This is a genomic window from Pseudoalteromonas sp. RB2-MNA-CIBAN-0110 (genome assembly GCF_040309305.1).
GTDB lineage: Bacteria > Pseudomonadota > Gammaproteobacteria > Enterobacterales > Alteromonadaceae > Pseudoalteromonas > Pseudoalteromonas arctica.
On sequence record NZ_JBEOOQ010000001.1, the window covers coordinates 126,430 to 140,548 of the forward strand.

A 14,119-nucleotide genomic window follows, 5' to 3' on the forward strand; every position below is an offset into this window, starting at 1 on the left:
AACCTACGGCCACATTATCAAGGGTCGCAAATTATACAGTAAAAACGAGCTAACAGTTAGTCATAACTTATCTTTTAACGTGTTTAATCTACTTTATAGCGTTTAAATATTAAAGAGGTGTTAATACCACCAAACGCAAAGTTATTACTCATCACGTAATCGGTATTAATCTCACGCCCTTGATGCCTTATGTAATCAAGCTGAGCACATTCGTCATCAACGTTATCTAAATTAATTGTTGGTGCAAACCAGTTATCTGCCATCATATTAATGCTTGCCCATGCTTCTATTGCACCACAAGCACCTAATGTATGCCCCAAATAACTTTTTAACGAGCTAATAGGTTTGCTGCCCAATGCTTTAAACGTTGCGTGAGACTCGGCAATATCACCTTTATCTGTTGATGTACCATGAGCATTAACGTAACCAATTTTTTCTGGTTCTAAATTGGCATCTTGCAGTGCCATTTCTATCGCTAGTTGCATTGTTTTTGATGTTGGTTGAGTAACGTGCTGTCCATCAGAATTACAACCAAAACCAACCACCTCGGCTAATATTGTTGCTCCGCGCGCTTTTGCATGTTCGTATTCTTCTAAAATAAGTGTACCCGCGCCTTCGCCTATCACTAAGCCATCGCGATTTTTATCAAAAGGTCTTGGTGTTTGTTTTGGTGTTTCATTTTTTGTAGATGTTGCATAAAGCGTATCAAATACTGCAGCCTCTGTGATGCATAATTCCTCTGCTCCACCAGCCACCATTATTTTTTGTCGGCCAAACTTAATCGCTTCATAGGCGAAGCCTATTCCTTGAGATCCCGATGTACAAGCAGAGCTTGTTGTTATAACACGCCCTTTTAAACCAAAAAACACACCAACATTTACAGGGGCAGTATGCGCCATCATTTTAATGTAACTCGTGGCTGTTACACCTGACATCGACCCCGTTTCCATCATATTTGCAAAGGCGAGTAGTGGCTCAGTAGAGCCCGTAGATGAGCCATACGCTATGCCCGTAGAGCCATCTGTTAGACTGTCGTGTTCTAGTAGTTTGGCTTGTTCAAGTGCGCATTCAGTAGCACGAGTTGACATAAGTGACACTCGCCCCATTGAACGGATTTGTTTTCGTTTGTAATGACTTGGTCGCTCAAAGTGTTTAACTGGCGCGGCTAAACGAGTATTGAGGTCGTCAGCTATATCCCACTCTGGCATAGTAACAACCGCATTTTCGCCTTTAATTAAGGCTTGTTTGAATTCAGACCAATCATCACCCAATGCAGTGACCACCGACATCCCTGTTACAACAACGCGTTTAATCAAACCATGCCACCATTAACCGAAATCACTTGGCGTGTTATGTAAGCTGCATCATCAGACATTAAAAAAGCGACTGTTCCCGCAACTTCTTTAACGCTCCCCATGCGTTTAAGGGGTATCATTTTCATCATTTCATCAATAGGTAATTCATCAGTCATCGCGGTTTCTATTAAACCAGGTGCCACACAATTAACTGTGATTTTGCGTTTTGCCAATTCTAATGCAAGTGCTTTAGTGGCCCCAATAATACCGGCTTTTGCTGCACTATAATTTACTTGTCCTCGGTTACCTGCAATACCTGACACCGATGACATTGTAATTATTCGCCCACCTTTACGGCTTTGTACCATAGGCATTACAGTTGGGTGTACTACATTATAAAACCCATCAAGGCCTGTACGTATTACACAATCCCAGTCTTCCCCTTGCATAGCAGGAAATGCCATATCGTTAGTAATACCTGCATTACACACCACGCCATAATAAGCGCCATGCTGAGCTATATCTTCTATTATTTGTGCTTTGGCCTGCTCTCTGTCACATACATCAAATTGTAATAAACTGGTGGCTCTACCTAATGCATTAATTTCATCGCATGTTGCTTGAGCTTGCTCAACACCCGCTCTGCAATGTACGGCAATATCAAACCCTTGCTCAGCAAGTTTTAACGCAATAGCTTTACCAATACCACGGCTTGAACCCGTAACTAAAATTCTTTTTGTCATTGATTTTCTCTTATAAATTCCAACGGGTTTTCAGGCTGAAATACATTAATTTTTGCTTGGCAAAGTAGAGTTTCACACACGAGTATTTGGCATTCAAATACACTTAAACCTGACTCTTCTTGATATAGCTTTTTCACTTCAATAGTCAGCTTACTGCCGTTTTTAAAACACGGTTGATAAGTTTCATATTTTCGCGTGCCAATTAAAAAACCAATTTTTACAGGTTTATTTTCATCATTCGCTAACGCACCAGCGTAAGCGGCAATAGACTGCGCCATGTACTCAACACCAATATAGCTAGGTACGCCGTTAAATGCAGGACTAAAAAAAGGGCTTTGCTCAGAGATAGTAACGCCGCATTGAGCTTCATCTTCGCTGTGTGTTAAAAGGCTATCTATTAAAATCATAGGCGCATCATGCGGGACTACTTGCTCTATAGGGTAATTAGTCAACGTTAACTCCCAATATTAAGCTGGCATTATTACCGCCAAACGCAAATGAATTAGATAAGCAGTATTTAAGAGCGGGCTTAAACGCTTGTTTTATTATTTTTATATCAGCCAAATCACTGCCTTCTTTAATCGCGTTATACGGCAGCATATGTTGGCCGCTGTCTTTTAATAATAACCAACATATACCGGCTTCAATGGCGCCTGCAGCACCAAGTGTATGCCCTGTTAAATGCTTACTTGAGCTAAGCGGGGTATTGTTGCCAAACACGCGATTAATTGCAAGTGCTTCCATTTCGTCATTTTTTACAGTAGCCGTACCGTGAGCGTTAATATAATCAATATCACCACAGGATAATTTTGCGCTTTTTAGTGCTTTTTCCATTGAGGCTTGGGCGCCCATCCCATTAGGATCGGGGGCTGACATATGATGCGCATCTGAGCTTTCGCCACTGCCTAGTAACGTAACGCCGTTATTTGTTATTGGCTTATTATTAGTCATTACAAATAAAGCGGCCCCTTCACCAATATTAATGCCGTCTCTGGTGCTAGAAAAAGGCTGGCATAAACCCGAGCTTAAAGAAGCGAGCGAGTCAAAGCCATTAATTGTTAATTGGCACAAACTATCCGCACCACCACAAATTACCACATCGGCTAAATCAGCATTTAGCAAAGCTCGAGCGCTAATTAACGCTTTGCTACTCGACGTGCACGCAGTAGAAATACTGTAACAAGGCCCTAGAGCCCCTATTTTATGTGCAATGTAATGAGCGGGTGTTGCTAACTCTTGATCACTGTAACTAAAGTCATCAGGCCAGAGTTTTGTACTTTCATAGCTTTTACGTGCTCTTTCGCCATCATGAATACCTGATGTACTAGTACCCATTACAATTGCGATACGCGACTTATCAATATGCGAAAGTTTATCTAAGGTTGGCTTAATCTGCTCTAAAGCTAGATCAATAAATGTATTGATACGTTTATTATTTGATAAAGCAATAGACTGAACTTGCCCGACATACAGCGGGGTTTGCTCAGCACTTAAACTTTTATTTAAAGTTAATAAAGGAGTTGCAGGGTTATATTTATTTAAGCTTGTTGTGGTTGCATCTTGGCCTATGCCCATCGCACTCACAATGCCTAAATCATTCAGCCAATATGTCACTGTTCTACCTTTTTAAATGTTATTTGATACTGATGTAAAATATTGTTCAACGTTGTCGACTCATCACTATAGTCAATGGTAATAAATGTACCCTCATCGTTAAATACTTCCCGATTAGAGCCAACCTGCTCTATTAAAGCACCCTCTAACTGCTTTTGTAAAAATGCTACTGGCCAATGTACTAATGCAATATCCGCCAAGATATAATGAGGGTCTATCCCTTCTACCGCCAGCATATTTCGTGTTTTTACCGGGCCATTTAAAGGTTTTTCAAGCTCCATAATTGGAAAGCCTTGTACTGTCATTAACAATAACTTAATTGCACCTTTGTCATTTATAGCTAATTGGGCAAATACAGTATGTGTTTTTTGCTGATTCGTAATATACAAAACATGCTGCCAAGACTTATCAAACATTTGTGCTGGCACGCTATTAATATTTAATTGAATATTAGGTGATAGATACACTCTATTTTTAGATGCTGTAAAACTCGTACAGGCGCTCAATACAGCAAATATGAATACACTACACACCGCATACTTAATTAATTTTGACATAACTGAGCCAACACATTTAAACGGCGTTCACTTTGTGCAACAAATGGGTTATTTGTATCCCATGCGTAGCCCGCTAAAATAGCACTAATCATTTCTCGTACCTGAGTATTTTGCTCAGAGTAAAATATTACATCCTGAAAACGCGTATCGTACCATCCTGTTACAAATGTTCTAAAACAATCGACTCCAGCTTGTAATGGCTGTGCATAGTGAGCGTCAAAATCGACGACTTCGTTTTTTAAATAGCTATCAACAAGTGGGGCAATTAAATTTGCAGATTTGAGTGCAATTGTTACACCTGATGAAAATACCGGGTCTAAAAATTCCCCCGCATTACCCAATAAAGCAAAGTGCTTACCATATAACTTACTCACATTTGCCGAGTAGCCTTTTATATTTTTTGCTGGAGTTAATAACTCACGCTGTGCTAACAGTGTTTTTAAATAAGGGTCTTGCTCTATAAATTGATTTAGTAAATCGCTAGATTCATCATCATTAAAACGCTCTGACTGCGCCACAACCCCAATACTCGCAGTACCATCACTAAAGGGAATAAGCCAATACCACACGTCTGAATATTGTGGGTGTACGGTAATCAAAATTTTATTTCGATCGAAGCTTGTATCACTAATATTGTCTTTAAAGTGACTAAAATAAGCGCTTCGAACAGGAAAGTTAGAAGGAAGCTCTAAATCTAACAGTTTTGGTAATACACGCCCAAAGCCACTTGCGTCCAATACAAATCGGGCATTAACGCGATAAGCTTGCTGCTGCTCATTGTGTACCACTAATGATGCACCATTTGGCTCATCACAGTAGTCAACCAACGTGTGCTTATATCTGATTTCTACGCCTTGTCCTTGTGCTTTGTCTGCTAATAATTTGTCAAAGTCGGCTCTTTTCACTTGATACGTAGTGCCTGGGCCTTTAGTAAATTTTTCAGTGAAATTTATAGTTGTATTTTGCCCTGCCCGATGAAAAGCAGCGCCATCTTTAAACTGAAAACCTAAAGCCGCTGCATTGTTATGTAGTGTATCGATTAAGCCCGCGTCTTCTAAGTACGCCATACATTGCGGCAGTAAGCTTTCACCAATTGAAAAACGTGGAAACGCCTGCTGTTCAAGTACCAGTACCCGCCATCCCTTTTGAACTAAAAGACTACTAGCCAATGCACCAGAAGGCCCAGCGCCAATAACAACAACATCGTACTGCTCAAGGTTATTCAAATTATTGTTCCTTTTGAGGCTTTAAAACACTCAGCGGTGATAAAAAGTAAATAGCTAAAATCCCTACCATTACACTCAGCCCAAAGCTAAAAATAGCCGGTGTATCAGATGCACTCAACATGCCAAATACCCACATTGATGACGCAGCCGATAAGCTAATCGCTAACACATTTTTGGGCTCTAACTTATTTATTTGATAAAAAACGAGGTAATCAATTGCTAAGGCAATAACAAGTAACGCACCGAGTAAATTAAATAACGACAAGCTACCTTGAATCGCATTACATACCCAAAGCATGTTCAACACCACAACAGATAAAATGGTCACCTGCAGCAGCGCTATCTTAATCGTAAATCGCCAACTAAAAAGCAGCCAACTAATAAAACCCGCAAGCACTAGGCTTAATAGTAAATATTCACGGTAATCACTTAATAAAGCACTAATTTGTTTAGGTTTATTATAAAGGTAAATTCCATTGTTTTTTTCAACCTCATTAATTAGTTGATCAGATGAAATACCCGAAATAGACACCCACGTTATCGATTGTTCTGACTCAACAACCATTTGAGAAAGCAGTAATGGTTTAAATGTACTCGTGGCGAGTGTTTCATAAGTTAATAACGGTGCCTTTGTACTTACTAACGCTTGCCCTGTAACGCGCTCTGCAATATCCAAAGTCCCTTTGTTTTTAGCCTGTTCAAACAAGGCTTGGTTATCGCTCTGCTTTTGTAAACTAGGCAACCAATGGCTAATGCTATTATGTTTAAAATTAGGGTTTAGTTGGGTTAAGCGTTTTAAAAATTGTTCTTGTTTTTGTAAAAGCGCTTCGTCGCTATCTGCAAACATAAAAACAATTTGGCTATCCCATTGCCCAAGTAATAACAAATGCTTTTTTTCGTTTAGCATTAAATGTTCGGAGCTTGCATTTAATAGCTTTACATCGTCATTAAAACTAATAGGTTTTATTAAAAATAACGCACTTATAAGGACTAATAACGTAATGAGTATTGGTTTTTTTAAACTATTGCAGTATAAAAAAACCTTAATGAGCTTTTGACTCATCAATAAACTCGAAGGCGATAATGTGAGTGTAGATTGCCACAATGGCAAAACTAAAACTGTAAATAGCCAAGCACTCACTAAACCCGCAATAACAAACACGCCAACTTGAGATAATAACGTTAGTGGCGCACCTAGTAAGCAGCAATAACCCAACGTAGTCGTAATAAGAGACAGTAAAAGCGAAGATTGAGTCCCTTTGCTGTAGCCTTTTTCATGCTCTTTTTTGGCTAAGTCAGTCATACCATGAAATGCATAATCAATGGCAATACCAATCAAGGTAACTGCAAAAACAAGCGTTAATAAATGAATAGTCTTAAACAGCAACACCATAGCGATAGCGCCGCCAATAAGTGCACTCAGTACGGTAAAGCTTGCTAATAAAATACTGTTTAAACGCCTAAATACCCAAAATACCATAGCAATAAGGGCTAATAAGCTAATGCCACCAAACAGGCTCATCTCGTATTTAGCTTGTTTAGCATTTTCAGCCGTATGAAATAGCACACCAGAGTAAGTAATGCTTAAATCAGGGTAGGTTTTATTAAGTATATTGATCTGTTTAATTATCGCGCCAGCTAAATCAATTGATTTATTAACCCCTAAATTTTCAGGCGCTAAGTTTGCCAAAATGACACGGTATTCAACGCCTTTTAAACGTCGAGTTAAACGACCTTGTTCAAGCGTAAACAATTGACTTTGTTTTAAGTTATCTTCTATAAATGCCGCTAAGCTCAAACTTATATCTTTGCTTAAGGTAGCACTTACAAATGGGTTGCCTAACTGATTTAATTGCTCAAGGTAATAATGTTCAAACGTTGTTTTTTTGCTTAATGTTTGCTTGTAAGTATCACTTAATAACGCATGTTTGAAAGGTGAGAATGTTTGCGCTAAATCGTTAACGGACGGAAAGTTAAATGTGCTTTTAATTGCATTATCGTCAAGCCATTTTTGGAAATCATCAAATGCTTTATTTTTATTATTTCCTGCAAACGAGAACATAATACGGTTAGCATTTTGCTGAAAAAAAACATCTTCCGCATGTGCAATTTGGGAATGCGACTTTGGCAATAAGCTAAACATATCGGCGCTAAACGTTGGTTTAGACAGCCAAAAAGCTGCAGCAAAAAGTAAAATTAAACTGCTAAACCACCCTACAATAACGGTAATTCGTTTTGTCACTGCACTATTCCCTTAATTAACCACTGCATTATTTAAAAACATAATTTTATTTGGAATAAGTAAACTCAATTTTTGTGTTATTTCCTGAGTGCTCATTTAGTGTAATACTGCTCACTTGCTTAGCAGTTTCACATAAAATAAAATCACTAAATAATTGCTTTAGCATAGCTTCTTTTGGTATTAACTGTGTGCAACTGTCTTGCATTTTAGCAATGTCAAAACGTGTTTCCAGAGCACTCATATTTACGCTAAGTAAGTCACTCAGTAATCCTACAAATTGCTCGCTACCGGGTTGTGGTATTAACTCACCATTGGCATTTTGTGCAAGCACTTTGCCGTTTTCTATTATGAGCATACTCTCAACAGGCATTTTCACTTGCCAAATTAGCTTTTCGTCAATTAACGAAAAAACACCCGACGAAATAAAAGGCTTAGCAAATCCATTAAATTGCTTATATTGCTTAAACTCACCTTTAATAACTGCTGCATTTACTACAGAGCAAAACAGTAAAAAGCTAATGGCTATGCTCAATGTAAAACATTTTAAAAAATTCATTTAATCGCCTATAAAATAAAAATTTAATTCAAAACCGCTTTTAACTTATTAAATAAAATAGCGGGTGATTCAAATTGCATTTCTTTGGAGCTAACCTCAACCGCAACTTGCGTGGTTGAGGCTTTAGTAAGGCGCTTATTAGTTAGCGAGTCAGTGATTACGTAATCAATCCGTAGTCTATTCTCGTATTCTTTTAAATAAGCCGCTACTTTAATTTTTTGAGTAAATACTGCCGAGGCGACATACTTTATTTGCATATCAACAATAGGCCACGCGTAGCCCGATTCATGCATTTGTGGGTAATCATAATCAAATAAACGCAGTAACTCGCAGCGCGCTACTTCTAAGTAACGTGGGTAGTTACCATGCCATACAACATTCATTGGATCGCAGTCATGAAATGGAATTTCAATTTCTACAACATGCGTTAATAATGCACCTTTACTATTCATACAACGCCCAACGTTTAGTTTGAATATACCCTATTGTTTGCCTTAGCACGGCTTCCATTGGTCTATCCTCAGTGAGGTTTTCAAAGTAATCAGTTATATCGGTATACATGTTTTGCATATCTTGCGTTAAAGTCGAAAACTCAAGATCGCCTTGTTTTATACGCAATCTAACACCTTGAATACTTGCTAATAACGTACTTGCTAACACTTGTTCTGTTAGCTGTAAAATACGTAAACAATCGCGAGACGCAATAGTCCCCATACTCACTTTATCTTGATTATGACACTCTGTAGAGCGAGAAAAAACGCTGGCCGGCATGGTTAGCTTTAATGCTTCAGCAGTGTAAGCACTACAGCCAATTTGAACCGCTTTAAAACCATGATTAATATAACGGCGCTCTGGTGCACTATCAGACAAGTTTGAAGGTAACCCATTGTTGTACTTAGTATCAACCAAAGAAGCGATTTGTCTGTCTGCTAAATCAGCAAGGTTTGCAACGGCTGTTTTCATGCTATCCATTGCCATTGCAATGTGGCCTCCGTAAAAATGCCCGCCGTGTAATACATGCTCACCTTGGCCGTCAATTATTGGGTTATCGTTTGCTGAATTAAGCTCGTTTTCTATCATGTGCCTAAAAAACGGCAGACTGTCTTGCAGAACACCAATAACATGGGGTGCACAACGGATTGAATACCTATCTTGAAGTCTGTCTGCATTACGAGGGTGATCGTGATGGTTTAAATCGTCTCTTATCCAACGTGCAATTTGCTGCTGCCCAGGATGTGGCTTAACTGAAAATAATATCTCATCAAAATGATGGCTATTTCCTTTAAGCGCTAAGCTTGATAATGCAGTAATACGGCTCGCCAGTTTAGCTAAGTAATTAGCCCTATCAAACGCTAAACACGCTAATGCAGTCATTACCGCTGTGCCATTCATAACGGCAAGACCTTCTTTTGGCCTTAGTGTTAGTGGTTCTAAGCCAACTTCTTTCATAACTTCTGCACTGTTACGTACTTGGTCTTTGTAAAACACATCACGCTCACCTACCATCGCACCTGCAACGTAAGATAACGGTGTTAAATCGCCACTGGCACCTACGGACCCTTCTTGCGGGATCACAGGCACTATATCGTTATTTAAGTAATCTTTAAGTAGGTGCAGCATTTCCCAGCTAATACCAGAGTAGCCCTGTGAAAGTGATGTTAAGCGGGTCGCTAAAATTGCACGCCCTTGCACTTTATTAAATACATCCCCGAGTCCACAGCCGTGAAAGCGAGTTAAATGCAGAGGTAATTCATCAACTAAATCAAGGGGTACAGCCACCGTTACAGAATCACCGTAACCAGTAGTAACGCCGTAAATCACGCCATCTTCTTTTAAAAGTGTGTCTAAAAAACGCAAAGCGCTATTAATTTTAACGCTAAAAGTTTCACAGCTATTTAATTGCACTTGTGTTTCATTAAAGGCAACTCGAACAATATCTTCAATTGATAATCGCTGATTGCCAAAAAGCTGTATATTTTGTTCAGTCACACTTGTTCTCCATTGATTGATCGCGCACTACCTGCTGATCACTTTTCCAAAAATCGTAAAAATTAAACCACTGATAAGGATATAAAGCTGCGTAATAACTCAAACGCTGTGCATAGTCAGTAATAATAAGTGTTAGCGCCTGCTGTCGCTCTCGTCGAGGCATTTTTAATGATTGGCTGTAATGTTCAAATATCACTTGATACTTTTTGCTTTTTTTATCTTTTAAACAAAACAAAAAGTAAACAGGGCAATCAAGCAGCGCGGCTAATATAAAAGGCCCCTGTGAAAATGGGGCATTTTTGCCTAAAAATGGTACCTGTACCGACCGAGAAGCCGTTGTTGTGCTTGTTCTGTCGCCAACAATAACGATTATTTCTCCCTGCTCTACTTTTTCTTTTAGTAAAATAGCTAAGTCAGGCCCCATATCAGTCACTTGTATTAAATTAACCGACACATCTGAATTAATCTTTTTAAGCATTTTATTAAATTCAACAGCGTGATGGGTAAACACTAGTACATTTATTTTTTTACTGCTGCGGTGCTGGCTAAGTGCCCTGCACACTTCTAAATTCCCCAAGTGGGAACCTATAAAAATAGCCCCTTGGTTTTGCTCATCTAACTCAGCAAATAAATGCTCATTAGTGTATTTAATATCACGTTGGGTTATTCGCCCAAGCCAAGCATCAATTTTATCTAATGCGCTATCTGCAAAACTACAAAAGTGCGTTAATTGCATTTTAAACGTAACAGGTTGTTTGCGGCCTTGGTAAACATTAACTTGATCTAAAAACGCTTTAGATGCTACACGCGCTACTTTTCCTGTTAAAAAAAGATAAAAAACGACAGGAAACAAAACAATCCACAGCCCTTTTCTACCCAGTAATTTATGAGCAAATAACAGTATTTGAATACCTAAGAAATTACCGCGCTCTTGCATTTTAGACCAGTGTTTAGCGGCCATAACGCCTCTTTAATTTATGCCAAATTAACACAGGAGAGCGAATCAACATTCCAAAAAACAAGCGGGTGTGTAACCACGAAATACGCACGTTGTCGTGTAATGGCTGAAAATGAGAAAGCCCATTTTCGGGGTAAATTACTTGGCTAGGTAAAAATACAAAAGGCACATTGCGCCAATATAAACGCACTAAAATTTCGGGGTCAAAATCCATGCGTTTTCCAAGCGATACCTCATCAATTAGCTTTGTACTTTGCTCAAGTGGATACACTCTAAAGCCACACATCGAATCTACAATTGTAAAACTTAACGTTTCAATCCATACCCACACATGCGTTAAATAACGTGCTAAATAACGGTGTTTAGGCACTGAATCGTCATATATTGGGCAACAGCTTATAAGCGCTTTAGGCTGAGCGTTTGAAAGCGCTATTAGTTTTTTAATATCAGATAAGTCATGCTGCCCATCTGCATCAATCTGTATCGCATGCGAAAAACCTAGCTTATGTGCCTGCTTTAAGCCTGTTTGTACCGCGCCGCCTTTGCCTTGATTATCGTCGTGGGCAACTACACTCAACTGCGCGTGTTTTGCATCAAGCTTACTGAACACATTTTTAGCTTCGGCGTTGCTTGCGTCATCAACCATAATAATAGGAAGATTAAATGACGATAATTGGCTCAGTACATCATCAATAACCGTAACGTGATTATAATTTGGGATAACAATACAAAAGTTATTCATTTATCAGGCTATCAAAAACAACACGGCCAGATGCATGCTGTCCTTTGTTTGAATTATACGAAAAGGTATATTTATTCTCTGCTTTTTGCTCAAGCAATAATTCGATTGTTATACCTGGGGTAATCACTACCTGAAATTTTAATACTTCAACATTTTTAACAGGTTGCAGAACATTATAATATTTACAAATTGCAGCCACAGCCCAGTCTAATTGCACAACACCTGCGAGTATTGGGCCATCCGTAAAATGTCCTTTGAAATAATCTAAATCATGAGGAACTAGTAAGCTTAATTTATACTTTTGCTCTGCTTTTTCACAAGACAGTAAATCAGGCTGTGTTTTAGTCAACTTTTGCAAAAAGACTCTCCAATGCTTTTAAATTTAACTTTGCCTGTGAGTTGTATGGTAATTGCTCTACAAAACGCCACTTTTTAGGGATACAAATTCGCTCAAAGCGCGCTAATGCATGCGCTTTTAATAAATTATTTGTAGCTAACTTACCGTCACCATTAAAAAACATCTGCCCTTTATGCGTAAGCACAACAATAGCGCCTACAATTAATCGCTCACCAGGCAAGGCGATTACTTTAGCTTCACTTACCCACTCACTAGTACACAAATGTTGTTCTAGCTCATCTAAACTTAATCGCTTTTCTTCTAATTTTATAATTCGGTCGAATCGGCCTAATAGTCTAAATTGACCATTTTTAAGTACTTCGCCTCTATCATCTAAAGGGTAATTTTTGTCGCGAACGAGCGGTGAGTTTAAAATTAAACGCTGATCGTCCAAAGCCCGTACTTTAATACCCGAAAAAGGTTGCCAAAGGCTAACCTTTTCAAGTGAAGTAACTTGTCGATATGCAATACCACCGGTTTCGGTACTACCAAAAACTTGTGTAACTGGTTTATTTAATTGCGTAAACAACGATACAGCATCTTCGTTTAATAGCGGTCCACCTGATGAAAAAATCCATTGTAAATGAGACTTATCATCCACTAAAACATTATCAATACATAACCGTTTTAACTGCGCTGGGCTTGAAACAAACACTACTTTTTTAAATAACTTGAGCTTTGTAGCTATATGTTCTGGGTAATGCAATAGCTCTGTATTTACAACCTTTCCTGCACGTAATGGCCACAATAATCTAAACAATAAGCCGTATATATGCTGATGCGAAACACTCGCTATAAAAATAGGATTATCAATCAGTGCGTAGCTATTAATTAATGTACTTAATTCTTTATTTATTACCTGCCACGTTTTTACAATTGGCTTTGCTTTACCCGACGAGCCCGACGTGTAAAAAACAATTGTGCCTTCTTGAGGCCATTTAATTGTTTCAATAGATACAAAGTGAGGTTGATTGACTAAGGTTCCTATATCTAAAAAATCAGCCTCTAAATCGGCTACTAATTCAGACTCACCAATAAAAAAAGGTGTTTGTTTAAGCAAGGAGTTTAACGTTGCAGGTTGCCCATTAGGCGGCAAAATCACTGTGTTTCCGTGTAGTGCCAAAGCAAATAAGTACACGGCAAATTTGTAGGTGTCTGTGGTGTATAAAACAACCGATGATTTAGCATTTAACGTTGATAGCTTTGCTAAAACTTCGTTTATATCACTAACAAACTGACGCTCCGAAATATCATTATCAGTATGATTAAAACATGTTCTTATCGCATTACTTTGAAAAGCATTAAACACCGGCGTTCCTTTTTACTTTTTGTCTGACTAGCCACTCTATAGCAAACAATGTGCCCATAGCTAAGTAAGCAATAAAACCATTATAAAAAGCCCAGGTTTCTAGGCTACTAAAAATACTGGTGTACAGGGCAATGCCACCGTTTAATACAAAAAAAACACACCACACTAGCGTTACTTTTTTTGTATAAATTACACCGTTTTCATCAAGTGAGGGCTCAGTAATGCGCGCAAAGGTTTCAATAATAGAAGGCCCTTTATACAAAGAATACGCAAACACAACTAACATAACTAAATTAATGATTACAGGATACAAACGCAGCCCTAAGTTGCTATCCATTACCTTGGAAATCAAAATAGTAATCGCTGCTAAAAATGTAGCGGGCTTTAACCACGGCATTTTATCAAACAAGGCTCTGCTTAACCAAAGTCTAAGCCCGAGTAAAAATAGCAGTAATACTGTAATAATCTGACTATTAAAACGCGTAAGGCCT

At 38.5% G+C, this 14,119-nt stretch carries 15 protein-coding genes; all 15 read right to left on the reverse strand.

The window, feature by feature from the left end:
• Positions 1-83: 83 nt before the first annotated feature.
• From AAEY68_RS00525 to AAEY68_RS00595, 15 genes are read right to left on the reverse strand one after another with little or no spacing between them, the layout of a single operon-like run.
• Complete coding sequence (locus tag AAEY68_RS00525; RefSeq protein ID WP_197113120.1) at positions 84-1,313, reverse strand: beta-ketoacyl-ACP synthase; 1,230 nt, start codon at positions 1,311-1,313, stop codon at positions 84-86.
• Positions 1,313-2,038, reverse strand: coding sequence for a 3-oxoacyl-ACP reductase FabG (fabG, locus tag AAEY68_RS00530; RefSeq protein WP_007580797.1), 726 nt, complete (start codon positions 2,036-2,038; stop codon positions 1,313-1,315). Before fabG ends, AAEY68_RS00525 begins: the two co-directional genes overlap by 1 nt.
• A complete protein-coding gene (locus AAEY68_RS00535; protein ID WP_350585332.1) occupies positions 2,035-2,490 on the reverse strand; it encodes a hotdog family protein in 456 nt (151 codons plus the stop codon). Before AAEY68_RS00535 ends, fabG begins: the two co-directional genes overlap by 4 nt.
• On the reverse strand, positions 2,483-3,652 hold the full coding sequence (locus AAEY68_RS00540) for a beta-ketoacyl-ACP synthase (protein ID WP_350585333.1): 1,170 nt from the start codon (positions 3,650-3,652) through the stop codon (positions 2,483-2,485). The genes AAEY68_RS00535 and AAEY68_RS00540 overlap by 8 nt, the downstream gene beginning before the upstream one ends.
• Positions 3,649-4,209, reverse strand: coding sequence for a DUF3261 domain-containing protein (locus AAEY68_RS00545; RefSeq protein ID WP_121954592.1), 561 nt, complete (start codon positions 4,207-4,209; stop codon positions 3,649-3,651). The genes AAEY68_RS00540 and AAEY68_RS00545 overlap by 4 nt, the downstream gene beginning before the upstream one ends.
• Positions 4,197-5,435, reverse strand: a complete 1,239-nt coding sequence (locus AAEY68_RS00550; protein ID WP_350585334.1) for an NAD(P)/FAD-dependent oxidoreductase — start codon at positions 5,433-5,435, stop codon at positions 4,197-4,199. The genes AAEY68_RS00545 and AAEY68_RS00550 overlap by 13 nt, the downstream gene beginning before the upstream one ends.
• 1 nt (position 5,436) lies before the next feature.
• On the reverse strand, positions 5,437-7,677 hold the full coding sequence (locus AAEY68_RS00555) for an MMPL family transporter (RefSeq protein WP_350585335.1): 2,241 nt from the start codon (positions 7,675-7,677) through the stop codon (positions 5,437-5,439).
• Positions 7,678-7,723: 46 nt separating this feature from the next.
• Positions 7,724-8,233, reverse strand: coding sequence for an outer membrane lipoprotein carrier protein LolA (locus tag AAEY68_RS00560; protein WP_024593019.1), 510 nt, complete (start codon positions 8,231-8,233; stop codon positions 7,724-7,726).
• Positions 8,234-8,256: 23 nt separating this feature from the next.
• Positions 8,257-8,685 (reverse strand): acyl-CoA thioesterase, encoded by a 429-nt coding sequence (locus AAEY68_RS00565; RefSeq protein WP_007580812.1) that lies wholly within the window; start codon positions 8,683-8,685, stop codon positions 8,257-8,259.
• Positions 8,678-10,222, reverse strand: coding sequence for an HAL/PAL/TAL family ammonia-lyase (locus AAEY68_RS00570; RefSeq protein ID WP_024593020.1), 1,545 nt, complete (start codon positions 10,220-10,222; stop codon positions 8,678-8,680). Before AAEY68_RS00570 ends, AAEY68_RS00565 begins: the two co-directional genes overlap by 8 nt.
• Positions 10,215-11,183, reverse strand: a complete 969-nt coding sequence (locus AAEY68_RS00575; protein WP_024593021.1) for a lysophospholipid acyltransferase family protein — start codon at positions 11,181-11,183, stop codon at positions 10,215-10,217. The genes AAEY68_RS00570 and AAEY68_RS00575 overlap by 8 nt, the downstream gene beginning before the upstream one ends.
• Positions 11,173-11,922, reverse strand: a complete 750-nt coding sequence (locus AAEY68_RS00580) for a glycosyltransferase family 2 protein (protein ID WP_024593022.1) — start codon at positions 11,920-11,922, stop codon at positions 11,173-11,175. Before AAEY68_RS00580 ends, AAEY68_RS00575 begins: the two co-directional genes overlap by 11 nt.
• Positions 11,915-12,280 carry an ApeI family dehydratase gene (locus AAEY68_RS00585; RefSeq protein ID WP_024593023.1) on the reverse strand — a complete coding sequence of 122 codons (366 nt, stop codon included), beginning with the start codon at positions 12,278-12,280 and terminating at the stop codon, positions 11,915-11,917. Before AAEY68_RS00585 ends, AAEY68_RS00580 begins: the two co-directional genes overlap by 8 nt.
• Positions 12,264-13,628 carry an AMP-binding protein gene (locus tag AAEY68_RS00590; RefSeq protein ID WP_024593024.1) on the reverse strand — a complete coding sequence of 455 codons (1,365 nt, stop codon included), beginning with the start codon at positions 13,626-13,628 and terminating at the stop codon, positions 12,264-12,266. The genes AAEY68_RS00585 and AAEY68_RS00590 overlap by 17 nt, the downstream gene beginning before the upstream one ends.
• Entirely contained in the window at positions 13,621-14,037 is a 417-nt protein-coding gene (locus AAEY68_RS00595) for a COG4648 family protein (RefSeq protein WP_350585336.1), read from the reverse strand. The genes AAEY68_RS00590 and AAEY68_RS00595 overlap by 8 nt, the downstream gene beginning before the upstream one ends.
• Positions 14,038-14,119: the final 82 nt, after the last annotated feature.